The following is a 23,900-nucleotide window of genomic DNA, read 5'->3' as shown; positions in this document are numbered from 1 at the left end:
TCCGCTTGGCTTAGTTGGCGCGCACGGTGCGCTGTTCGATGCGCTTTTCCGGGGTCGCGTTGACGACGATCCGGTGCACGAAAATGCCCGGCGTGTGCACTTCATCCGGATCGAGCGCGCCGATCTCGACCAGCTCCTCGACTTCGACCACGGTGATCTTGCCAGCCGTGGCCACATTCGGATTGAAGTTGCGCGCCGTTTTGCGGTAGACGAGATTGCCGGCCTTGTCGGCCTTCCAGGCCTTGACCAGGGAGACGTCGGCCACGAGGCTGCGTTCCATCACATAGGTTTCGCCATCGAACTCGCGGGTTTCCTTACCCTCGGCGACGATGGTGCCGACGCCGGTCTTGGTGAAGAAAGCCGGAATGCCGGCGCCGCCCGCACGCAGCTTTTCGGCCAGCGTGCCCTGGGGCGTGAATTCGAGCTGGAGTTCGCCGGCCAGATACTGGCGTTCGAATTCCTTGTTCTCGCCGACATAGGACGAGATCATTTTCTTGATCTGGCGCGTCGTCAGCAGCATGCCCAGGCCAAAGCCATCGACACCTGCGTTATTCGAAATGGCGGTCAGGTCTTTGACACCCGAGTCGCGCAGGGCCGCAATCAGGGCCTCCGGAATGCCGCACAGGCCGAAGCCGCCGACCGCGATGGTCTGGCCATCTTGGACGATGCCGGCCAGCGCCGAGGCCGCGTCAGGGTACACTTTATTCATACGTCTCCCAATATGATCAGTTTTAGATAAACCGGGGACTGAGCTTAAAATAGCCCTGTTCAAATCACAATACCGTAGAACTACCGGCCCGATGCCCTCTTCTTACGCCTTCGACTACGAGACGATTTTCCAGTTCGCGCCGGTTGGCATGTGCATTTCCGACGAGCGGATCATCCAGGCCGCCAACCAGGCGCTGGCCGACATGTTCGGCTACCGGCTCGCGGAACTGGCGGGCATGTCCTTCCAGCAGCTCTACCCGACGGCCGACGAGTTCCTGCGCACGGGCGCGCGCATCGTGCCCATCATGAACAAGAAAGGCAGCTATTCGGACGAGCGCATCATGCGCCGCGCCAATGGCGAGCTGTTTTGGTGCCATGTGAGCGGCCGCGCGCTCGATCCGGCCCGCCCGCTGGGCGCTGGCGTCTGGACCTTTGAGGATGTGAGCGAAAAGCGCCCCGTCACGGCCGAGCTGACGGCGCGCGAACGCGAGATCGCGGCCCTGCTGGTGGAAGGAAAAACCAGCAAGCAGATTGCGCGCGACACCGACCTCAGCCCGCGCACGGTGGAGATGCACCGCGCGCGCCTGATGCGCAAATTCAGCGCCGCCAATTCCTCCGAGCTCATCAAGAAGCTCTTCGGCCTGGCGGCCTGAGCGGGCCTTACTGGGCCGTCATGCCATCGTCGGCCGTGATGATGGCGCCGTTGATGAAGTGCGATTCTTCGGCCGCCAGCAAGAGCAGCAGGCCATCGAGGTCTTCCGGTTTGCCCGTGCGTTTGCGCGGCAGCATTTCCATCAGTTTGATGCCCTGGTCGGTGTCGAAATAGTCCTCGTTGATTTCGGTGCGGATGTAGCCGGGGCAGATGGCGTTGACATTGATGTTGTACTTGCCCCATTCCACGGCCATGGCCTTGGTCATCTGCACGACGCCAGCCTTGCTCATGCAATAGATGCCGATCTGCGGCATCACGCGCAGGCCGGCCACCGAGGCGATATTGATGATGCGGTGCTGCTTGCGCGGGTCGCCCTTGGCGCGCGCGATCATGCGCTTGGCCGTCTGCTGGGCGACAAAGAAGGCCCCGCGCAGATTGGTATCCATCACGTAGGCGTAGTCCTCGGGGCTGACATCGAGCAGGCGTTGCGTGGTTGATACACCCGAATTATTGACCAGGATGTCAATCGGCCCGGCCTCCGTTTCGGCATGGGCGATGGCCGCCTTGATGCTGGCCAGATCGGTCACATCGAGGGTCACGACATGGGCCGCGCCGCCCTCGGCCTCGATCTCGGCGCGCAGCTCCTTGAGCCGGTCCACACGGCGCGAGGCCAGCACCACCTGGGCGCCGGCGCCGGCCAGGGCCTTCGCAAAACGCGCACCCAGCCCGCTCGACGCGCCGGTCACCAGCGCGATTTTGCCTTCGAAATTCACCTCAATGCCCACGATCGGCTCCTCCATTTCTCTCGTCCGTAGTATCTTACACTGCGCAGCGATTAGATGGACGCGTCTAAACGCAGGCGCCCCAAGTTGCAATCCCGCCCAAAAACCCGCACACTCGTGCTTTTCCAATCCACTCACCCGAACAATGTCCCAGTCCCTACTTGAACAATTTGGTCCGCGCGACGCGATGGAATATGACGTCGTCATCGTCGGCGGTGGCCCGGCCGGCCTGTCGGCTGCGATTCGACTGAAACAACAAGCTGACGAACAGGGCCGCGAAGTGTCCGTGTGCGTGCTGGAAAAAGGCAGCGAACTGGGCGCGCACATCCTGTCGGGCGCCGTGATGGACCCGCGTGCACTGGATGAACTGTTCCCGAACTGGAAGGAAATGGGCGCGCCGCTGAACCAGCCGGTGACCGAAGACCGCTTCCTGTTCCTGACTGAAAAAGGCGTGATCCACACGCCCCACTTCCTGCTGCCGCAGTGCCTGCACAACGACGGCAACTACATCATCTCGCTGGCCAATGTCGTGCGCTGGCTCGGCCAGCAGGCCGAAGCGCTCGGCGTGGAAATCTTCCCCGGCTTCGCGGCCGCCGAAGTGCTGTACAACGAAGATGGCTCGGTCAAGGGCGTGGCCACCGGGAATATGGGCGTCGGCCGCGAAGGCGAGCCGCTCGACTCCTTCCAGCTCGGCATGGAACTGCACGCCAAATACACCTTCTTTGCGGAAGGCGCGCGCGGCCATCTGGGCAAGCAGCTGATCGCCAAATACAAGCTCGACGAAGGCAAGGACCCGCAAGCTTTCGGCATCGGCATCAAGGAACTGTGGGAAATCGATCCGGCCAAGCATCAGCCTGGCCTGGTGATCCACACGGCCGGCTGGCCGCTCGACAACGACACCTATGGCGGCTCCTTCCTGTATCACCTGGAGAACAATCAGGTCGCGGTCGGCTATGTCGTCGGCCTCAACTACGCCAATCCCTACCTGTCGCCCTACGAAGAATTCCAGCGCTACAAAACGCACCCGGCCATCCGCCACTATTTTGAAGGCGGCAAGCGCATCGCCTACGGCGCGCGGGCAATCGCGGCCGGCGGCCTGCAGTCGCTGCCCAAGTTCGTCTTCCCCGGCGGCGCCCTGATCGGTTGCGACGCCGGCTTCCTCAACATGAGCCGGATTAAGGGCTCGCACGCGGCCATCAAGAGCGGCATGCTGGCGGCCGAGGCGGCCTTTGCGGCCCTGGGCGCCGAGCGCCAGAGCGACGAACTGGGCGCGTATGCCGAGTCCTTCGCCAACTCCTGGCTGCACGAGGAACTGCATGTGGCGCGCAATGTGAAGCCGTGGATGAGCAAGGGTCTGGTGCTGGGCACGATCATGACTGGCATCGACCAGATCGTCTTCCGCGGCAAGGCGCCGTGGACCCTGCGCCACCATCAGCCCGACCACGCCTGCCTGCGCCCGGCCTCGGAGTTCACGCCCATCGTCTATCCCAAGCCCGATGGCAAGATCACCTTCGACCGCCTGTCCTCGGTGTTCATCTCCAACACCAACCATACGGAAGACCAGCCGGTGCACCTGACGCTGAAAGACGCCTCGGTGCCGGTGCAGGTGAATCTGGCCAAGTTCGCCGGGCCGGAGGCGCGCTACTGCCCGGCCGGCGTGTATGAGTTCGTGAAGACCGATGAGGGCGGCGACCGTCTGCAGATCAATGCGCAGAACTGCGTCCACTGCAAGACCTGCGACATCAAGGACCCGACCCAGAACATCGTCTGGGTGGTGCCCGAAGGTGGCGGCGGACCCAATTATCCGAACATGTAACCAAGAAAACGCGGGCCGGTCCCGCGTTTCTTTTTTTACCATTGTCATTACTTGCGAGCAATGCTAGGATGGGCGCGTTCGTACATATCAGGAAATTTTGTGCTGCGCCTCGTCTATCTCAGTTCCGCCACCCGGGAGCTGACCAAATCTGAACTGCTCGACCTGCTGGAAGCGGCGCGCGAGAATAATGCCCGCCTTGGCATCACCGGCCTGCTGCTCTACAAAGGCGGCAATTTCATGCAAGTGCTGGAAGGCGAACCCGAGGCCGTGCGCACGCTGTACCGCAAGATCGTGCGCGATGCGCGCCACACCGGCCCGATGCTGATCATCGAAGAACCGGCGGACACCCGCTTTTTCGAAGGCTGGGGCATGGGCTTTCGCGATCTGGACGATCCTGAGCTGCACAATACGCCCGGCTACAGCCACTACATGAATCTCGGACGCGACCGCAGCCCCACGCGCGCCGATCACAGCGGCGTGCACGAACTGATCGAGATGTTCCGCAGCGGCCGTTAGTGGCGCAGGCGCCGCTCGGCATAGCCCTGCAGGGCTTCGAACAGCAGGCTCAGGGCCCAGTAGACCAGGGCCGCGGCGCAGTACAGCGGCAGCGGCTGAAAGGTCGCGGCGATCACCTCCTTGGTGGCGAGCATCAGCTCGGTCACCGTAATCACCGACACCAGCGAGGTATCCTTGATCAGGCTGATCAGGGTATTGCTCATCGAGGGTACCGCCACGCGCAGGGCCTGCGGCAGCACCACATAGCCCAGCGTCTGCCAGTAATTGAGGCCGAGCGAATAGGCCGCGCGCCACTGGCCCAGGGCAATGCTGGAGATCGCGCCGCGCAGGGTTTCGGACAGGTAGGCGCCCGCATTCAGGCTCAGGGCCAGCACGCCGGCCGTGACCGGCTCAAATTCGATGCCGATACTGGGCAGGCCGTAATAGATGACGAAAATCTGCACCAGCAGCGGCGTGCCGCGCATTGCGCTGACATACAGGGCGGACGGCCAGCGCAGCACGGCATACGGCAGCATGCGCATCACGGCCACCGGAAAGCCGATCGCCAGGCCGCCCAGCATCGCCGCCACGGCGAACAGCAGCGTGTACAGCGCGCCCTGCAGCATCACAGGGGCGGCGGCGTGCAGCAGCTCTTGCAGATTCATCGCTCAGGGCTTGCTGACGTCGGTGCCGAACCACTTCAGCGAGACGTTCTTCAGGCTGCCATCGGCGCGGATCTCGGCCAGGGCCTTGTTGAGCGCGGCCAGAAACTCCGGATTGCCCTTCTTGACCGGCATGGCCAGGCTCTCGGCCTTGCCGACGCGCGCACCGGCCTTGATCGGCAGGGGCGAGGTCTTGACCAGATAGGCGACGAGCAGGCTGTCGTTGAGGGCGGCATCGATGCGGCCGGCGGCCAGGTCGGCCATGTTCTCGGGCGCGGCCGGGTAGCTCTTGATATTGATGCCGGCCACCGTCTTGGCCTGCTGCTCGAAGACCGAACCCTGGCCCACGCCGAGCTTCTTGCCCTTCAGGTCGTTGAGCGAGGTGTAGGCGGCCTTGTCGTCGCGGCGCAGCAGCAGCTGCGGGCTCGAATAAATGTAAGCGTCAGAAAAATCGAAGGCCTGGGCGCGCTGCGGCGTCACATTCACCTGGCTGATGATCACATCGTACTTGCCTGCCTGCAGGCCGGCCAGGATGCCAGTCCATTCGGTCGTGATGAACTCGGGCTTGAGGCCGAGGCGCTGCGCCAGCAGGCGCGCCACATCGACGTCATAGCCGGTCAGCTCGCCCGTCTTCGGGTCCTTGAAATTGAAAGGCGGATAGGTGCCCTCCATCGCAATGCGCAAGGTGCCGCGCGCCTTGACAGCGGCCAGCAGGTCGGCAGCCGCAACCGGCAGAGTACAAGCGGCCGCCAGCAGGGCCAGCAGCGCGTGACGACGGAATCGATCGATCATGGAGGTGGAAAGTCTCAGCAACAGGGAACCCGATTTATAACTGAAAACCGGCGCGCCTGCCTAGGGAATTCGGCTGCCGATAACTGCAGGATATCCGCTCAGTACGGCCGGGAATGGCGCGCCAGCTTGCTGCCGAAATCGTGGCCGACCACGAGGATGGTGGCATCGACCAGGGTATTGAGGCCAAACACGAGCTGCACGAGCTTATCGTCGGGCAGCACCCAGAGCCGGCCCTTGGGCGGCGTGGCACCGGTGGCGGCCGCGATCAGGGGCGTGACCCAGTCGGCCTCTTCGTCGACGTCGAGCAGGATCGCGCCATCCTGGGTGGTGTGCAGGTACAGGCAGCCGCCGGGCGCCAGCATGAAGCAGACGCCATAGCCGCTCTCGTTCGGGCGGATATGCTCCTGCAGGCTGCGGTTATGGGCGTCGATCCAGAGTTCGACATCGGCAGGCGTAGCCAGTTCGGTCCACGGGACCGGCTTGAAACGGGGGGCGTCCACTCAACCCTTCCAGACGCGCTGCAGGCCGGTGTCGGCGTGGATCCAGCCGCCATTGTTGCTGGCGCGGTAGTAGAAACCGACGCCGCCCTGGCGGAACGAGCGGATCAGGCCGCCCAGAATTTCGGGATTCAGATTCGGCACACGGATATCGGCCGCCCTGCCCTCCATGTGCAGGGACTTGCGCGCGGCCGGCACGCCGTCTTCGATCAACTTGGCGTTCGAGGCCGGGGTGCGGTAGCCCGACAGGATTTCGAGCGGCTGCTCGAGCCCGAAGCGGGCGATGAAGGCCTGGGTGCCCCACAGGGTCTCGAACAATTTCGGATCGATCGGCACGGTTTCGCGCCCGTTCACATCGCGCATCAGGTGGCACAGCTGTTCGTAGGCGGAAGGAATGATCTCGCCGTCCTTCCAGTACAGCACGCGCGCCTTTTCGCCCGAGGCCGGGCGCACGACATTCAGGGTGCGCGGACGCAGCCAGAATTCCAGATCGAGGCCCTGGGCGTCAAAGATGTCGGGCGCAGCATTCGGCCCGCCCGTCTGCGGCAGATCGGCGCTGCTGTTGGCCGCCTTGCCGGTGGCGCGCGTGGCGGCCACGCGCTGAATATTACTCTGGCGCGCCTGAGCCGAGCCGCAACCCACGAGGGGCGCGCCGATCAGGGCCAGGGCGCCCGTCACTGCAGTGGAATGGAGAAAATCGCGTCGTGATGCCATTTCTAAACTTTACAGTGCGCTAAGGCGGACTGCAAGGACAGAAACGCTGACCGGCCTTGCTACAGTCGCCCTCGACGGCGTTCAGTTTCTTCCAGAGGAAGTCCGTGTCGAGGCCGAAGCAGGCTTTCTCGCGCCCGGCGGCGATATAGCCATGGCGCGTGAAGAAGTCGAGCGCGCTGGCCGTGCAGTGCATGCGGATGATGCCGATGCCCAGTTCGCGCGCCTTGGCTTCGAGATGGCTCAGCATGGCCTTGCCCACCCCGCTGTGCAGGGCCTCGGGCAGGACATAGCAGAGGGAGAGCTTACCGGCCAGGGTCATCAGCGACACGCCGACCACCTGGCCATCGCGTTCGGCCACCACGCAGTAATTGGCCGATGAGCTGAACCAGGCCGCCACCGTGGCCGGTTCCTTGTTGCCGAGCCAGTTCTCGAGCAAGGCCGGATCGTGCTGGTGGTCGCGCACGCACAATTCCAGGATGGAACGGCGCAGGACAAGGCAGGCGGCGGCGGCGTCTTGTGGTGCGGCGGGACGGACCAGGATGGGGCTATTCATCTACTTTAGGTTTCAAATAATGCTGCGCATTCTAGTGCATGCATACGCAACGCCACAATAGCATAGACGCGCATGTTGCTTCATGATATCGTCCCGGCTGAAATATTGCTTGCCAGCTAAACACTATGATCAAACGCATTCTCGCCGTACTTTGTCTGAGCCTGGCCTCCGGGGCCATGGCCGCCAACGTGCCGCTGAAGTCGGCCTCGGTGCTGGTGGTCGAAGACGGGACCGGCAAAGTCCTGCTCGAAAAGAACGCCTCCGACGTCGTGCCCATCGCCTCGCTGACCAAGCTGATGACGGCGATGGTCGTGCTCGACGCCAAACAGAGTCTCGACGATACCATCACCATCGACAACGACGACGTGGACACGCTCAAGCACAGCGCCTCGCACGTGCCGGTGGGCGCCACCATGACGCGCGGCGAAGCCCTGCAGCTGGCGCTGATGTCCTCCGATAACCGCGCCGCCCACGCGCTCGGCCGCACCTACCCGGGCGGCATGGACGCCTTCCGCCGCGCCGTCAGCGCCAAGGCGCGCACCCTGGGCATGACCCAGACCGTGATCGCCGAGCCGACCGGCCTCTCGCCCGAGAACAAATCGACGGCCGTGGACCTGGCCAAGATGGCCGATGCCGCCGCCAATTATCCGGATATCCGCCGCATCACCACTGACACGCGCGAAGTGCTGACCATGAAAGGCCGCAAACGCGAGTACCACAACACCAACCGTCTGGTCGGCGCCAAGGGCTGGGACATCGGCCTGTCGAAAACCGGCTACACCGAAGAAGCCGGGCGCTGCCTGATCATGCGCGTCAAGGCCGCCGGCCGCTACGCGACCGTGGTGCTGCTCAACGCCAAGGCCAACTCGGCCCGCATGGCCGATGCACTCAACATCCGCCGTCTGCTGGCCGGGAATGAAGCCCCGGTAGCCGCCAAGGCCAAGGCCAATCCGCCCAAAGCCCGCAAGCGCGCGCTGGCCGCCAACAAGACCAAAGCGCGTAACGCCTGATTCAGGCCAGACGCGCGCGCAGGCCGCTAGCGCGCTGGGTACGCTGGGCGATCGCTTCGCCCAGCACCTCGGGCGCGCCGCTGACCAGCGTGAAGTGGGTGCGCGCCCGCGTGATCCCCGTGTAGACCAGTTCCCGCGCCATCATGGCCGCGCGCTCGCGCGGCAGCACCAGCACCGTGTGCGCGAATTCCGAACCCTGTGATTTGTGGACCGTCATGGCGTAAGCCGTTTCGACGTGGGCCAGGCGCGTGGCCAGCACCGAGCGCACCGCATCGCCTTCGAGGAAGTAGACGCGCATGCTGCTGCGCCGCTGCGGGTCCGGCAGCACGATGCCGATGTCGCCGTTAAAGACGCCGCTCGCATAGTCGTTCCGCGTGACCATCACCGGGCGTCCCGGATACCATTCGCCGCGTTTGCTGATCAGGCCCAAGCCTTCGAGGCGCTGTTCGATGGCGGCATTCAGGCCACTGACGCCCCACTCGCCTTCGCGCAGCGCGCACAGGATGCGAAAGCCTTCAAACGCACGCAGCACGGCGCGTACCCAGTCTTCGTGCGGCTGGCCGCCCGGGCCAGCCTGAATCAGCTGCAGATAACTGCCATAGCCGCCTGGCGCATCCTCACGTCCGCCGATGGCCAGCGGCAGCACCTGGCTGGGCTGGGCCTGCGCGATCCAATGCAGATCGGGCGCGCTGCTGCGCAGGATCGATTCGGCCTGGCTTCGCTCGCCCGCATTCACGGCCAGCGCCAGTTGACCAATCGGACCGCCGAAACGGCGGCTCTCGCGCAACATCACCGTCTGCTGCGCCAGTGGGCCGGCGCTGCCGCGGAAAGCCTCGGGAATCGTCTCGCCACTGGCCTCGGCGACGTAGTCGCAGGTGCGCGCATCAAAGCCGCCAGCCTGGGCCTCGGCGCACAGGTCGCCCAGCACGGCGCCCGCTTCCACCGAGGCCAATTGGTCCTTGTCACCCAGCAGAATCAGGCTGGCCGTCGGCGGCAGCGCCGCCAGCAGGGCCGCCATCATCTCCAGGTGCACCATCGACGCTTCATCGACGATCAGCACGTCGACGTCGAGCGGCCGGCCGGCGTGGTGGGCAAAGGCGCGCGTGTCGGGGCGCGCACCCAGCAGGCTATGCAGGGTGCGCGCTGGTCCCATGCGCGTTACCAGCGCGGCCAGATCGAGCTGGGTGTCGAGCCGTTCGTTCAAGTCCAGCAGGGCCTTGTCGATCGACTGCTTCAGGCGCGCGGCCGCCTTGCCGGTCGGCGCGGCCAGGGCCACGCGCAAGCGCATCGGGTCCGGCGCCAGCGCGAACAACAGGGCCAACAGGCGTGCCACCGTATAGGTTTTGCCGGTACCGGGGCCGCCCGTGATGACAGACAGACGCGCGCGCAGCGCCACCGCGCAGGCGATCTTCTGCCAGTCCGGCCCCGCATGGGCGCGCCGGTCCTGCCCGAACAGGCGACCGAGCCAGGTACTGGCCGCCTGCATATCGACCGCGCTGGCGCTGGTGGCGCGCTGGCGCACGGTGGCCGCCACCAGAGTCTCGTCGCGGTAGTAGCGGCGCAGGTAGAGGCGTGCGCCATCGAGCACCAGCGGCTGGCCGAAGTCCATCTCGCCGGGCCGCCACACGCTGGCCACGCCGGCGAGCTGCTCGCGCCAGCCCTTGGCCTGGCGCGGCAAAGGCCCCAGCGGCGCCACCAGCGTCTGCCAGCGCTCGCGCGGCCAGTCGAGCAGCGCGGCGGGGTCGGGCGCCAGCTGTTCCAGGTCCAGGCAGGAGTGCCCCTGGCCTTCCAGTTCCGACAGCAGCAGCACCGCCAGCAGGGCCGGACCGCTCAAGGGCGAGAGTTCGTCGATAAAGCGGGCGAACGCCGGGCCGAGCGCGCGCAGCTCGCCGGCGCTGACGCAGGCATCGGCGTGCGCCCAGAAGGCATTCAGATCTTCAGGCTTCATGCCCTCCCCTCCATCAAGGCATCGAGCGCGTCGAGCAGCGCCAGATCGGGCGCGATCCAGTAGCAGCCGTGGGTCTGCGGATGCGCGATCCCGCGCAGGAACAGGAAGACCGCGCCGCCCAGCTGCTGCGCCGGATCGTAGCTGGCGCCCAGGCGGCTTTGCAGCAGCCGGTGCAGGGCCAGCATGTAGATCGCAGCCTGCACGTCGTAGCGGTGTTCGGCCATGGCGGCGGCCAGCGCCTCGCGCGGATAGTGGGCGTCCTGCGTGCCGAGCGCATTCGATTTGTAGTCGAGCACCCAGTAGCGGCCATCGTGCTCGAACACCAGGTCGGCGTAGCCCTTGAGCATACCGTGCAGCTGGCGCTCCGGCAGCGGCGGGCGCGCGATGCCATCGAGCAGATGGCGGCGGCAGACGGCATCCAGTTCGGCCGCGCGCAGGCGCTCGCTCGGGAACCAGAACTCCATCTCGGGCAGCGCACTGCCGATGTCACCGAGGCTGGCCTCGAGCGGCGGCAGGCGCGTACTGGCGACCCGCTTCAGCCAGGCGCAGGCATCCTCGGCCCGGTTGCCCCAGCCGGCGCGCTCGCAGCGCTGGGTGAGTCGGGTGGCGAAGTCCTCATCGTCGGCACTGGCAAAGCCCTCCTGCGCCATCCACTCGAGCTGCTCGTGCAGGAAATTGCCGGGTACCGCGCCGCGCGGGAAGCGGTGCCACGGCGCCTCGCCCTGCCCTTCGCCATTGGCAGTATCGTCGTCGAACAGCACGGCGGCGCGCGCTTCGCTCGGAGGCGCGACCAGCTGGCGCACCAGCGCACTGAAGCTGCCGACCTGCCAGTCGCGTTCGAATTGGGCGTTGTAGCTGGATGCCTCGGTCAGCGGCGGCAGGGCCTCGCCGCGCGTCAGCCAGGTGTGGCCGACCTGTTCATCGAGCGGCTGCACGCGGGCGCCGCCCCAAGCCTGCCAAGTGGCCAGCAGGGCGGCGCCACTCAGGGCAGCGTCGCTCCCGGTCAGCAGCCAGGCCATGGCGGAGTCGCCCACGCCGCGCGGCCCCATGCCCAGCCACAGGTAGTGTCGGGCGCGCGTCAGCGCCACATACATCAGGCGCAGGTCTTCGGCTAGGCGGTCCTCGTCGGCCTGCTGCATGGCAGCGCGTCCGCGCATCAGATCCAGCTGGCGCCGCCCGTTCGCGTCCGGCACCAGCACGAACGGGGTGCGCCGCTTGTCGGCCTTGCGCGCGGCATGCGCGAACGGCAGGAAGACCAGCGGATATTCGAGACCCTTGGATTTGTGGACCGTCACCACCTTGACGAGGGCAGCGTCGCTTTCCAGGCGCAGCACGGCTTCATCGCCGCCCTGCCCGGCCGCCGCGATCTGCTCCGACAGCCAGCGCACCAGGGCCAGCTCGCCATCGAGCTGGATACTGGCCTGCTGCAGCATCTCGGCCAGGTGCAGCAGATTGGTCAGGCGGCGCTCGCCATCGGGCCGCGCCAGCAGGCGTGCGCTCAATGCCAGTTCATGGATAAAGCGGCGCAGCATGGCCAGCACGCCCTGGCGCTGCCAGACGAGGTGCAGGGCCTTCAGCTGTTCGAGGCGGGCCTCCCATTGCAGCTCATCGTCAACCAGTTGCGCCAGTTCGCCCAGACTCAGTGCGCAGCTGGCGCTGGCAAAGGCGGCGCGCGCCAGATCGTTGTCGAGCGGGTTGGCCACGGCACGCAGCCAGCGCAGCATATCCTGCGCCTCCTGCTGGCTGAAGATCGAGTCTTTATCGGACAGGTAGACGCTCTTCACGCCCCGCGCCAGCAACGCACGCCGCACCAGCTCCGCCTCTTTGCGGCCGCGCACCAGCACGGCGATGTCGGCCGCCTGCAGCGGGCGCCAGCCGTCCTGGTCGCGCAGGCCCGCGCGGCTGTCATTGAGCAGCGCGACGATGCGCTCGGCGCAGTGGGCGGCCAGGCAGTCGCGCTCGGGATCGGCCTGCAGACCGTCGACCGCGAGGCAGGCCACGTCCAGCGGCGGCAGCGGCCCCTCGCCCGTTTCCAGCACTTCGCTGCGGCCGGCGGCGGCCACCGGCTCGAACGGCAGTTCATTCTCGCCGCCGCGCCGGAAGCGGAAGGCGCCCTCGCCGGGGCGCTCCTCGGCGCCGCCGAACAGGCGGTTGACCGCTTCCACGATGCCGCTGGTGGAGCGGTAGTTGGTGCCCAGCTGGTAGTGGCGGCCGCGCGTGGCGCGCCGGCTGCGCAGATACAGCTGGATGTCGGCGCCACGGAAGGCGTAGATCGACTGCTTGGGATCGCCGATCAGGAAGATCCCCAGCTCGGGCAGATTGTCCTCGATGCGGTACAGCAGATCGAACAGGCGGTACTGCTCGGGCGAGGTATCCTGGAATTCGTCGACCAGAGCAACCGGGTATTGGTCCACGATGCGCTGGCGCAGGGCCGCGCCGTTCGGGCCTTCCAGCGCGCGGCGCAGGCGCACCAGCATATCGGCGAAGCCAAACTGGCCGGCACGCTGCTTGAGCGCGTCCATGCGTTCGCCGATATGTACGGCCGCGTGGCGCAGCAAGGTGTGGGCGATGGGACTGAGCGCATCGAGCCCGGCGCGCAGCGCTTCGGCCGCAGCCACCCAGGGCGGCAGGCTGCCGCTGAAGCCCGGCTTCAGGCATTCGCGCAGGCCGTCCTCGCTCAGGCGCTTCCAGGCGGTGTCGCTCAAGTCGGGCTCCACCAGCTCGGGGTCGGCCGCCCAGGCCTGCAGCTTCTCGCACCAGCCATTGACATAGCGTGCCTGCAGCTTGGCGCCATCGATCAGCTTTTCGGCGCGGCGCGCATCCATCCAGTCGCGCATGTCGAGGGCCAGGCTGTCCCAGCCCCGCTTCAAGGCCGCCAGTGTCGCCTGAGCGGTGGCATCGGCCAGCGCAATCGTATCGGCCAGCGTGTCCGCCTGCGCCGGAAGCAGCTCACGCTGGGACAACAGCGGCCGCACGGCGTCCTTCATCGCCTCCACATGCGGCCACACACGACGCAGCACGTCGAGCGTGCGGCCGGCCAGCGGATAGACCTGCTGGCGCCAGTAGTCGTGGGCGGCGTCGTCGAACAGGGCGCTTTCGTCGCTGACCAGTTCTTCATCAAACAGGCTGCCCGAGTCAAAGGCGTGCTCGCGCAGCATGCGCTGGCACCAGGCGTCGATGGTGAAGACGGCGGCATCGTCCATCGCCTCGGCGGCCGTGGCGAGGATGTGCGCGGCCTGCAGGCGCTGGGCTTCGCCCTGGTAGTCGGCCAGCAGCGCGGCCAGGAAGGGATCGTCGGCCGGGGCGCCGCCACGGAACACGGCGGCCGCCTGCACCAGGCGCGCACGCACCCGGTCCGACAACTCGCGCGTGGCGGCACGGGTAAAGGTCATCACCAGAATCTCGCCGGGCCGCAGCGCGCGTGCAAAACCCTGTTGGCCGCCATGGCCAAGCACCAGGCGCAGATACAGGGCAGCGATGGTCCAGGTTTTGCCGGTACCGGCGCTGGCCTCGATCAGGCGCGAGCCATGCAGCGGAAAGTCGATGGCGTGCAGCGGCTGGCTCATGCGCCCTCCTCCTGCCCGTAGGCCTGCACCTGCACAGCCTCGGCCAGCCAGTCGGCGAAAGCGCCGTACAGGGCCTGGCTGACGCTGGTATGGGCCGGCTCGGCGGCCAGGCTGGCGTAATCTGGCCACAGGCGCGCCAGCGCCGGGTCTTCGCCCTCACCCGTATGCTGGTCGCCCGATTCATAGGCCTGACGCGGTTTGCCCTGGGTGATCACTGCCAGGCCGGTCAGGCAGGCCGTGGGCAGCGGCGCATCGAGGTTGGCGCGCCACAGGGCCAGCAGCGCGCGCAGAATGCCGCGCGCCGCTTCTGGCTCGGCCGGCGCCAGCAGCAGCTGCGCGTCGGCCCCGACCAGGATGCCGTGCGCCGCCTCGTCCATCGCCGCGCAGGCCAGTTGCAGCAGCCAGGCCTCGATCAGCTTGTCCGGACGCGGGGCCTCACCGCTACACAGTTTGGAGGCGCTCTGGCTCAGTATCAGGCGGCCGGCCGCACCCACGCGAATCTGCTCGACCCAGTCGAACAGGCTGGCTTCTGGCGCGTCCAGGCTCAAGGCCAGCTTGGGCGCGGCATCGGGGAAGGCGGCGCACTGGCTGACCCAGGCCAGGCGGGCCGGGTAGATGGTCGCCATCAGCTCCTGGCGCAGTGCGGCGCCGGCGCCGCCGATCGGCAGACGTCCCTCGCGCAGCAGACGTGCGCTGCGCTCGTCCAGCACCCGCGCCACCTCGGACGGCAGCTCGGGCGGGCCGGCGTCGGCCAGCAGCGCCGCCTGCAGCTGATAGCGCTGCAGGCCGTCGGTGGCAAACGGTTCCTCGTCTTCGGCGGCGTCATCCTCATCGCGGAACACCACGCCCAGGCGCAGGCGGAAGAACTCGCGCGCCGGATTGCGCAACAGGCGCGCCAGTTCGCGCAGGCTGACCTGGCGGCCCTCGGGCAACTGGCAGGGACCAAGTTCGGCCAGGGCCGGCACCTCGCCCGCATGGGCGGCGCGCCACTCGCGCGCATGGGTGTGCAGGCCGCCGGCCTCGAAATAGCGGCGGCTGAAGGCCTGCAGCGGATGCTCGCTGGTCAGGCGCGCCAGCTCCAGCGGCCAGCCGGCTGCCAGATAATCGCGCAGCTGGGCCACCAGCACCGAGGGCGGCTGCTCGCTGTTATCGCGCGGGTTGCGCCCGCACCAGCTGATGTAGACGCGGTCGCGCGCGGCCAGCAGGGCCTCCAGCATCAGGTAGCGGTCGTCGTCGCGGCGCGAGCGGTCGCCGGGGCGGTGCATGCCCGGCAGGGCCAGCAGGTCAAAGTCGGCCTTGGGCGCGCGTCGTGGAAAGTCGCCATCGTTCATGCCAAGCAGGCAGACCACGCGGAATGGCACCGCGCGCATCGGCATCAAGGTACAGAAGGTGACGCCGCCGGACACAAACTGGTGGTTCAGGGCCGGCTCGTCGAAGGTGCCGAGCCAGGCCTCGCGCAGCACGGCCAGCGGCATGCTGTCGGTGTAGGCGGCGCGCGCGCAGGTGTCGAGCCAGGACTGCAAGGCCTGTTCGAGCGTCGCCAGGGTCAGACGCTCCTCCTCGTCGGCCGGGTCGAAAAAGGCGGCCAACAGGGCGCGCGCATGCTCGGCCCAGACAGCGGGTGTCGCCTGCTGCGCCAGCCGCCCGCGCCAGGTCAGCAACGCGTCGACCAGGCGTGCCAGCGCACCGGCCAGCGCGGCATCGAGGCCGCCGACTTCGGCATAAGGCTCGATGTCCTGAAAGGCCTCGCCGGCGCCACTGGCATACCCGAGCAGCATGCGGCGCAGGCCAAACAGCCAGGCGTTCTGTTCGCCGGCGGCGCCCAGACCGAGGCTGGCGCGGTGTTCCTGGTCCAGGCCCCACCGCACCTGGGCCCCGGCGATCCAACGGCCCAGCACCGGCAGATCATCGCTGCGCAGGCCAAAGCGGCGCGCCACGGCGGGCACGTCGAGCAGGTCGCGCACCTCGCTCTGGCGGCAGCGCTGCTGGGGCAGGCGCAGCAGCCATTCCAGCGCCGCCACCAGCGGATTGGTCGTGCGCTTGCGCACATCGCCGATTTCGTAGGGGATGGTGCGCGCGTCGCCGCGCCGGAACTGATCGAACACGGCGTGGATCGCGGCGCTGAAGGTGTCGATGTCGGGCACCATCACCACCACGTCGCGCGGGCGCAGCGTGGGGTCGCGCGCGAACCAGTCGAGCAGGCGGTCATGCAGAATCTCGACTTCGCGCTGGGCGCTGTGAGCGATGCTAAAGCTGATCGAATCGTCGTCCGCCTGCGGGGCCGGGAAGGCGTGCTCGTTCAGCGGCAGCAGGTCGCGCACGGCCTCCTGCACCTGGCCGAGCAGATGCGCGCCTGGTTCCGGGTTGAACAGGTCCACGCGCAGCGGCGCCGCCGCCGTCCCCGGATCGAATTCGTCGAGCATGCGCACAAAGTCGCGCCCCTGCCGGCCCCAGGCCGCCAGCAGCGGATGGCTGTGCGCGTGCAGCTGCTCGAGCGGCACCTGCGCCAGATCGGCCCCGCGCTGGCGCTGCCGCTTGTAATGGGCGCGCAGCAGTTCGCGCCCGTCGATGATGTCGCCCCAGTAGAACTGGCAGGGGTTGGGCACGGCGACCAGCACCTGGGTCACGCGCGCCAGCGCGGCCAGGGCCTGCAAGGTCTGGTAAGGCAGGGCCGACACGCCGAACACCACTACGCGGCGCACCACCCTGCCCTGCGGCGCCGCCCCGGCCTGCAGGGCCTGGACAAAATTCTCGTGGATGCTGACGCGGCCGACGCCGCGCTGCGCGGCCGGCACGCTGTCGCACACGCCCCGCCACAGGGCGGCCTGCCAGCGCTGATCGTCGGCCAGCGGCTGCAGGCTGCCGCTGGCGCCGCGCAGCTGATCGCGCCCGGCCTCCCAGTCGCGCAGCCAGTCGGCGCGATACACCTGGTACTGGTCGTACAGGTCGGCCAGGCGCGCGGCCAGCTGCAGGCGGCGCTCGGGGTCGCCGTCGGCCAGAAAATGGCGCAGCGGCGCGAACACCGGCTGCCCCAGCAGCGCGGGCAGCAGATGCATGAGGCGCCAGGTCAGCGGCGCTTTGTCGAACGGCGCGTGGCGCGGCACCTGCTCGCGTCCGAGCACCTCGCGGTAGGCCTCCCACAGAAAGCGCGCCGGCAGCACCACGCGGGTGGCGGCGCAGATGCCGCCGTGGCTGGCCAGCGCCACCTTCATCCATTCGGCGATACCGTTGGACTGCACCAGCAGGGTCTCCTGCTCGAGCGGATCGAGCGGATGGCGGGCGAGCCAATCCAGCACGGCGTCACGCAGCGATTCAAGCTGGTTACCATGCAGGATCAACAGGCCGGGCTGGAGCGGGGTGCGCGGGCTCAAGGCGGAGTATGCGTATGCAGTTCCTGGTTAATATGGGTGCGCAGCGCGTCGAGCTGCGCGCGCATATCGTCCAGCAGCGCGGGCAGGCCGTCAAGAGCCTTTTCATCGCGATAGGCCTCCAGGCTGGCGCAGGCGGCGCTGAAGCGCAGCGCACCGACCGCGCGCGCCCCCGATTTCATGCGGTGTCCGAGCTGGGCGACCCGGCGCGCATCGCGCCGCGCCACCGCGTCCTCCAGTTCGGCCAGACCCGCCGCCGCCGAGTCGAGAAACAGCTGGGCAAAGCGCGCCATGCGCTTTTCGTCGCCGCCGAAGCTCTCCGCCAGACGGCTACGGTCGAGCAGCGGCAGGCGCTCGGCGCGCGCGCCCAGATGCTGGGCCAGACTGGCCAGCAGCACCTGCGGCGGCACCGGCTTGGTCAGCACCGCGTCCATACCGACTTCCTCACACAGCATGCGCTCCGCATGGCCGGCATTGGCCGTCATGGCGATCACCAGATTCTGGCGCAGGCGCGGGTCGGCGCGGATCATGCGCGTCGTTTCCAGCCCGTCCATCACCGGCATCTGCACATCCATCAGCACCGCGTCCACACTGTGGCGGCGCAGCTGGCCGATGGCCTCGCGCCCGTCGCTGGCCAGCAGCACCTGGCAACCGGCGTCCTCCAGCAGCTCCTGCCCGACCTGCTGGCTGAACGGATTGTCCTCAACCAGCAGGATGCGTGCGCCCGCAAGCTGCTCTTGCAGCTCCGGCCCGAGCGTGGCTTCCTCTTCCGGCTGGCCCAGCAAGGCGGTGCTGATCCCCAGCCGCGCCGTGAACCAGAAGCGGCTGCCGACACCGGGCGCGCTCTCGACGCCGACCTCGCCGCCCATCAGCTCCGCCAGCTGCTTGCTGATCACCAGACCCAGACCGGTGCCGCCGTAGCGGCGCGTGGTGGAGGCGTCGGCCTGGTGAAATGGCTGGAACAGCTGCGCGATCTGGCTTTCACTGAGCCCGATGCCCTGGTCCTCGATCGTGAAGCGCGCCAGCACCGTGTCGGCTTCGCGCTCCAGCGGCCGGACGCGCAGCCAGACCTCGCCCTGTTCGGAGAATTTGATGGCATTGCCCGCAAAATTGAGCAGCACCTGCTCCAGGCGCAGCGCATCGCCGCGCAGCTGGCGCGGCATGGCCGGCTCGACATCAAGCCGCAGGGGCAGCCGCTTGGCGCTGGCGGCGGGCGACAGCTGGTCGACCACATTGCCAAGCAGGGTATCGAGCCCGAAGTCGGCCTGTTCCAGCGCCATGCGCCCGGACTCGATTTTGGAGACATCGAGAATGTCATTCAGGATGCCGAGCAGGTGTTCGCTCGCGTGGCGAATCTTGCGCAGATAGTCGCGCTGGCGCGGATCGTCGGCCGCCTTCAGGGCCAGATGGGCCATGCCGAGAATGCTGTTCATCGGCGTGCGAATCTCGTGGCTCATATTCGACAGGAACTGGCTCTTGGCGCGGTTGGCGGCATCGGCCTGCTCGCGCAGCTCACGCAATGCGGTCACGTCGGTCGCCACGATCGCCACCGCCACCACGCGCCCGCCCACCCGCACCGGCGCGCGCACGCACCACAGCGCGCGCGGCTTGCCATCGGCCAGCGGCATCTCCAGTTCGTCCGTGCGGCGCGCACCGCTGCGCAGCACTTCTTCGTCCTGACGCCAGATCTGGGCCATCACGGCGGGGTCGACCAGCTCATGGTCGAAACGGCCAATGACTTCCTCGGGCGTGCGGCCGAGGGCGCGCGCACCGGCCGCATTGACGTAGATGATGCGGCGCGCCGTGTCCTTCATCAGCACCTGGGCCTGGATATTATTGAGCACCGTATCGAGGTAGGCGCGCTGTGCCGCCGCCTCGCGCCGGCGGCAGTACTGGCTGCTCACCAGCAGGCACAGAAGCAGCGTGGCACCGCCGGCCAGCAGCCCCGCCACGGCGGGCAGCACCGGGTCGGCCGCACCCAGCGCGTCGGCGCGGCGCACGCTGAAATGGGCCTTCCACAGGCGCCCGTTGAAATTGATCGGCAGGACAATCTGCAGCCCGTCCGGCGCAATCTGCTGCGCCGCCGGGCTATCGCGAAACAGCAGGCGGTCGTCCGCGGCCAGCCGCAGGCTGCGCTCCTGCCCCGCCGCGTACAGCGCCAGATGCACGCGCCGTATCGTCATTTCTTCGAGCGCGCCACTCATCAGACGGGGGATCGAGAAGCCAATGCCGACCGAGCCGACATAGGCGGCCCGGCGCGTCGACACGTCCTCGTGCGGCGCGCCATGCCGGTACACGGGCAGACGCATGCCCATCGCCAGATGCGGCTCCGGCACGTCGACCACGATCGGCTGGCCCGAGGCGCTGATCTTGCCGGTATCGCGCATGCGGGCCAGGGCATGTGCCACCGGCGCGCTGGCGGCGATGTCCACACCCAGCTTTTCGGCGATATGCACATCCGGTTCGAGGAAGGTGAGCACCTCGTAATCGGCGCGCCGGCCGGCGGGCCGGATATCAAAACCCGGATAGCCCTGGGCGCTCAGGCTGCGGTCGGCGCGCACGGCTGCGACAAAGGCGGCGCGCTCGCCTTCGCGCACATGGCGCGAAAAATTCATCGACTCGATGGCAGGGAAGTTGGTGGCCACGTCCAGACCGGCGACATAGCGGTGAAAGGCCACCCGGTCGGGCAGGCGTTCGCTGGCGCCAAACAGCGCGACCAGGCCGCGCACCGCGTCGGTGTAGGACTTGACGCGCTGGCTGACGCTGTATTGCGCATTGCGCGCGACGAACTCAAAGCGCTGACGCGCGTCCGCCTCCAGCAGGCGCGCGCTGGCGTGCAAAGCAAGACCGCCCACCAGCAGCGCCAATGCCAGTCCGGCCAGGCCCAGGAGCAGGCGCAGACGCGGTCCCGGGGCCGCTTCGGCCCCGGGCACATGCAACCAGTCGCGCATCGATGTCGTCCTCCAAAGTCCCGCAATCTAGCAGGCTTCGGACGACGGCGGCGCGAGCTTCCGGACTCAGGGGCGGCCGACGCTCGGACGGGCCGCGACGCGGTCGCGCCAGGCTTGCACGTTGGAAAAACCAGCCTCGCCCGGCTTGAATTTCACCATCCCGCGCGCGAACTCCAGCGCACAGAAAGCGGTGATATCGGCGATGGTGAAGCGCGCGCCGGCGATCCACGGCTGGGCCGCCAGTTCGGCCTCCAGCCAGGCCAGGCCATCCCGCAGTTTCTCGCCCTGGGTGGCGCCGTACTCGCCGAACTGGGGCTGCTCCATCGCGGCCAGGGCCGGATGGGTGTGGCGCACCCAGTTCACGATGGGCAGGTGGATATGCCATTCGACGCGGCGGTCGGCCATCTCGATGAAGGCGCGCTCGGTGGCGTCTTGCCCCATCAGGTTCGGTTCCGGCGCCAGGCCTTCCAGATAGGTGCAGATGGCGCGCGTCTCGCACAGCACCCGGCCGTCCTCCAGTTCCAGCGCCGGCACCCGGCCGAACGGATTCTTGGTCAGGAAGTCGGGCGCGCGGTGGCCGCCCGTCATCAGATCGACATTGACGCTCTCGATGCCGGTCAGGCCTTTCTCGGCGATGAACATCGTCACCCGGCGCGGATTGGGCGCGTATGGCGCGGTATAGAGTTTCATGTGTCTCCTTTCGTGGTTTGCGCGCCATGATGACACAGAAGACGCGCGTTGACAGCGCCCCGCTCAGGCCGTAGATTGCGCCCATGCCGATCACCGCCACCCTTCTGCCGCGCCTGGCCCTGGGCCTGCTGCTGGCCCATGCCACCTGTGTCTGGGCCACGCCGAGCCAACTGCCGGGCGGCGTCCGTCCCGAGCACTATGCGCTGCTGCTCAAGCCCGATGCCAAGGCCCTGCGCTTTGCGGCCGAAGCCGATATCCGCCTCGTGGTCGAGCGGCCGACCCGCAGCATCACCTTGCATGCGCTCGATCTGGAGATTGGCGCCGTACGTCTGGACGGACGCCGGCGGCCGCAGCGCATCACGCTCAATCCGCAACGCCAGACCCTGCGTCTGGATTTTGCAGCCCCGCTCAAGCCGGGGCGCCACCAGCTGCACCTGGACTACCGCGGCCAGATCGGCCAGCAGACCATCGGCCTGTTCGCCCTCGACGACGAGGAAGGCCGCCGCGCCCTGTTCACGCAGTTCGAAAATTCCGACGCACGGCGTCTGCTGCCATCCTGGGACGAACCGAATTTCAAGGCCAGCTTCGCACTGCGCGCCATCGTCCCGGCCGACGACCTGGCCGTCTCGAATATGCCGGTGGCCGCGCGCACCATCCTGCCCGACGGCCGCGCCGAAGTGCGCTTTGCCGATACGCCGCGCATGTCGACCTATCTGCTGTTCTTCGCCAGCGGGCCGCTGGAACGCGTCAGCGCCCAGGTGGGGCCGACCGATGTGGGGGTGATCACCACGCGCGGCCGCGCCCAGCAGGCGCGCTTTGTGCTCGACGCCACGACCCGCCTGCTGACCGAGTACAACGACTACTTCGGCCTGCCCTACCCGCTGCCCAAGCTCGATAACGTCGCCGCGCCGGGTCGCAATCCGTTTTTCGGGGCGATGGAAAACTGGGGCGCGATCTTCACGTTTGAACATGCGATGCTGCTCGACCCGGCAATTTCCACCGCGGCCGACAAACAGGAAGTCTTCGCGACGGCCGCGCACGAAATCGCCCACCAGTGGTTCGGTGATCTGGTCACCATGCGCTGGTGGGACGACCTGTGGCTGAACGAAGGCTTCGCCAGCTGGATGGAAAGCCGCATGCTCGAACGCCTGCATCCCGAATGGGAAACGCGGCTCGGCACCATCGCGCTGCGCGACGAAGCCATGGCGGTCGATGCGCTGGCTGGCGCGCACCCGGTCGTACAGCGCATCAACACCGTCGAACAGGCCAACCAGGCCTTCGACAATATCACCTACCGCAAAGGCGAAGCGGTGATCCGCATGCTGGAAGCTTACGTGGGTGAGGAGACCTGGCGCGACGGCATCCGCATCTACCTGCGCGAACACCGTTACGGCAATACGGTGTCGGACGACCTGTGGCGCGCCGTCGAACAGGCAGCGCGCAAGCCAGTGCGCGCCATCGCCCACGACTTCACGCTGCAGGCAGGCGTGCCGCTGGTGCGCCTGGCCAGCGCCGAATGCGTCGACGGCAGCACGCGCGCCCGCCTGCTGCAGGAAGAATTTCAGCGCGAGCCGCGGCCAGGTCCGGCGCGCCGCTGGCGCGTGCCGGTGGTGGTCTCCGTGCTTGGCCAGGCGCCGGTACGCACCCTGCTGGAAGGCGGCGCCGCCACCCTCACCCTGCCCGGTTGCGGCCCGCTGCTGCTGAACGCCGGCCAGGCCGGCTACTACCGCAGTGCCTATCCGGCGCCCGCCCTGAGCGCGCTGGCCGAACGCTTTGCCAGCCTGCCGCCCCTGGACCAGCTTGGCCTGCTGTCCGATAGCTGGGCGCTCGGTCTGGCCGGCCAGCAGCCGATGGCGCGCGCGCTCGACCTGCTGCACGCCGTGCCGGCCAACGCCAACGCCCAAGTCTGGGGCCGCGTGGCCGAAGCCATGCTGGCTCTCGGCGTCCAGCTGCGCGGCCAGGATGCAGCCTTGGAGCGCCTGCGCCACTACGCCAGCGCCAGACTGGCGCCGCGTCTGCGCGTCCTCGGCTGGGCCCCGCGCGCGGGCGAGCCGGACACCGACACGACCCTGCGCGCCCAACTGATCGACACCCTCGGCGGCCTGGGCGACCCGGCCACGGTCACCGAGGCGCGCCTGCTGTTCGAGGCCAGCCGCCTGAATCCGAGCGCACTGCCGACCGCCCTGCGCAAGGCGGTGCTGGGCGTGGTGGCTCTGCACGCCGACGCCGCCAGCTGGGAACAGCTGCTGGCCGTGGCCCGCGCCGAAACCTCCGCCCTGGCCAAGGGAACCCTGTACGATCTGCTGGCCACCAGCGCCGATCCGGCCCTGGCCCGGCGCGCGCTCGATCTAAGCCTGAGCGCGGAAGTGGCGCCAACCCAGACGGCCAGCATGATCAGCGCGGTCGCCGTGCTGCACCCGGAACTGGCTTTCAGCTTTGCCAGTGCGCGCCAGCAGGAAGTCGATGCGCGCCTGGATGCCTCGTCGCGCAGCCGTTTCTATCCGATGCTGGCCGCCACCTCGGCCGACCCGGCCATGATCGCCCGCCTGCGCCAGTTTGCCAGTGCCCAGTTCAGCGCCGAGGCGCGCCAGGATACGGAGAGCGCGGTCGCCCAGATCGAGGGCCGCATCCAGATGCGGCGCGCCCGCCTGCCCGAGGTGGACGCCTGGCTGCGCACCCACGGCGGCCCCTGAGCC

Annotated in this window: 17 protein-coding genes; 5 read left to right on the top strand and 12 right to left on the bottom strand. The window is 67.7% G+C overall.

The genetic code is table 11. The annotated features are described in order from the left end of the window. Positions 1–10 precede the first annotated feature (10 nt). Entirely contained in the window at positions 11–709 is a 699-nt protein-coding gene (locus LZ005_RS06695) for a CoA transferase subunit A (protein WP_237805953.1), read from the bottom strand. A gap of 91 nt (positions 710–800) precedes the next feature. Here LZ005_RS06695 and LZ005_RS06690 point away from each other — a divergent pair, with 91 nt between their 5' ends. Further along, positions 801–1,361 (top strand): PAS and helix-turn-helix domain-containing protein, encoded by a 561-nt coding sequence (locus LZ005_RS06690; RefSeq protein ID WP_237805951.1) that lies wholly within the window; start codon positions 801–803, stop codon positions 1,359–1,361. A 7-nt stretch (positions 1,362–1,368) separates the two neighbouring features. On the opposite strand, the gene LZ005_RS06685 is transcribed toward LZ005_RS06690, so the two are convergent. Further along, positions 1,369–2,160: an SDR family oxidoreductase gene (locus tag LZ005_RS06685; protein WP_269106537.1), complete on the bottom strand. Its 792-nt coding sequence runs from the start codon at positions 2,158–2,160 to the stop codon at positions 1,369–1,371. 169 nt (positions 2,161–2,329) lie between these two features. Between LZ005_RS06685 and LZ005_RS06680 the strand changes: the two genes are divergently transcribed. Together LZ005_RS06680 and LZ005_RS06675 are read left to right on the top strand one after the other, a co-directional pair. Next, the gene (locus LZ005_RS06680) at positions 2,330–3,958 is read left to right on the top strand and encodes an electron transfer flavoprotein-ubiquinone oxidoreductase (RefSeq protein WP_237805949.1); all 1,629 of its coding nucleotides are present in this window, start codon (positions 2,330–2,332) and stop codon (positions 3,956–3,958) included. A 99-nt stretch (positions 3,959–4,057) separates the two neighbouring features. After that, entirely contained in the window at positions 4,058–4,474 is a 417-nt protein-coding gene (locus tag LZ005_RS06675; protein ID WP_237805948.1) for a BLUF domain-containing protein, read from the top strand. Here the strand turns inward: LZ005_RS06675 and LZ005_RS06670 are convergent. The 5 genes from LZ005_RS06670 to LZ005_RS06650 all read right to left on the bottom strand — a co-directional run bounded on the left by LZ005_RS06670 (position 4,471) and on the right by LZ005_RS06650 (position 7,671). Next, complete coding sequence (locus tag LZ005_RS06670) at positions 4,471–5,118, bottom strand: amino acid ABC transporter permease (protein WP_237805946.1); 648 nt, start codon at positions 5,116–5,118, stop codon at positions 4,471–4,473. The genes LZ005_RS06675 and LZ005_RS06670 overlap by 4 nt on opposite strands. A gap of 3 nt (positions 5,119–5,121) precedes the next feature. Beyond that, the gene (locus LZ005_RS06665) at positions 5,122–5,907 is read right to left on the bottom strand and encodes a transporter substrate-binding domain-containing protein (RefSeq protein WP_237805944.1); all 786 of its coding nucleotides are present in this window, start codon (positions 5,905–5,907) and stop codon (positions 5,122–5,124) included. A gap of 98 nt (positions 5,908–6,005) precedes the next feature. Then, positions 6,006–6,407: a hypothetical protein gene (locus LZ005_RS06660; RefSeq protein WP_237805942.1), complete on the bottom strand. Its 402-nt coding sequence runs from the start codon at positions 6,405–6,407 to the stop codon at positions 6,006–6,008. Beyond that, on the bottom strand, positions 6,408–7,118 hold the full coding sequence (locus LZ005_RS06655; RefSeq protein ID WP_237805940.1) for a DUF882 domain-containing protein: 711 nt from the start codon (positions 7,116–7,118) through the stop codon (positions 6,408–6,410). A 19-nt stretch (positions 7,119–7,137) separates the two neighbouring features. Further along, complete coding sequence (locus LZ005_RS06650) at positions 7,138–7,671, bottom strand: GNAT family N-acetyltransferase (protein WP_237805938.1); 534 nt, start codon at positions 7,669–7,671, stop codon at positions 7,138–7,140. Positions 7,672–7,796: 125 nt separating this feature from the next. Here LZ005_RS06650 and LZ005_RS06645 point away from each other — a divergent pair, with 125 nt between their 5' ends. Beyond that, positions 7,797–8,681 carry a serine hydrolase gene (locus LZ005_RS06645; RefSeq protein WP_237805936.1) on the top strand — a complete coding sequence of 295 codons (885 nt, stop codon included), beginning with the start codon at positions 7,797–7,799 and terminating at the stop codon, positions 8,679–8,681. A 1-nt stretch (position 8,682) separates the two neighbouring features. Here the strand turns inward: LZ005_RS06645 and recD are convergent, their stop codons facing one another. The 5 genes from recD to LZ005_RS06620 all read right to left on the bottom strand — a co-directional run bounded on the left by recD (position 8,683) and on the right by LZ005_RS06620 (position 21,204). Then, entirely contained in the window at positions 8,683–10,629 is a 1,947-nt protein-coding gene (recD, locus tag LZ005_RS06640) for an exodeoxyribonuclease V subunit alpha (RefSeq protein WP_237805934.1), read from the bottom strand. Further along, on the bottom strand, positions 10,626–14,195 hold the full coding sequence (recB, locus tag LZ005_RS06635) for an exodeoxyribonuclease V subunit beta (RefSeq protein ID WP_237805932.1): 3,570 nt from the start codon (positions 14,193–14,195) through the stop codon (positions 10,626–10,628). The genes recD and recB overlap by 4 nt, the downstream gene beginning before the upstream one ends. Then, positions 14,192–17,566, bottom strand: a complete 3,375-nt coding sequence (recC, locus tag LZ005_RS06630; RefSeq protein WP_237805930.1) for an exodeoxyribonuclease V subunit gamma — start codon at positions 17,564–17,566, stop codon at positions 14,192–14,194. The genes recB and recC overlap by 4 nt, the downstream gene beginning before the upstream one ends. Further along, positions 17,563–20,514: a CHASE domain-containing protein gene (locus tag LZ005_RS06625; protein ID WP_237805927.1), complete on the bottom strand. Its 2,952-nt coding sequence runs from the start codon at positions 20,512–20,514 to the stop codon at positions 17,563–17,565. Before LZ005_RS06625 ends, recC begins: the two co-directional genes overlap by 4 nt. A 66-nt stretch (positions 20,515–20,580) precedes the next feature. Next, positions 20,581–21,204, bottom strand: a complete 624-nt coding sequence (locus LZ005_RS06620; protein ID WP_237805925.1) for a glutathione S-transferase family protein — start codon at positions 21,202–21,204, stop codon at positions 20,581–20,583. A gap of 83 nt (positions 21,205–21,287) precedes the next feature. Between LZ005_RS06620 and LZ005_RS06615 the strand changes: the two genes are divergently transcribed. Then, a complete protein-coding gene (locus LZ005_RS06615) occupies positions 21,288–23,897 on the top strand; it encodes a M1 family metallopeptidase (protein ID WP_237805923.1) in 2,610 nt (869 codons plus the stop codon). The last annotated feature ends 3 nt before the right edge of the window (positions 23,898–23,900 follow it).

It is taken from the genome of Massilia sp. TS11, assembly GCF_022012445.1.
Lineage (GTDB): Bacteria > Pseudomonadota > Gammaproteobacteria > Burkholderiales > Burkholderiaceae_D > Telluria.
This window is presented reverse-complemented; position numbering and strand designations above follow the sequence as displayed.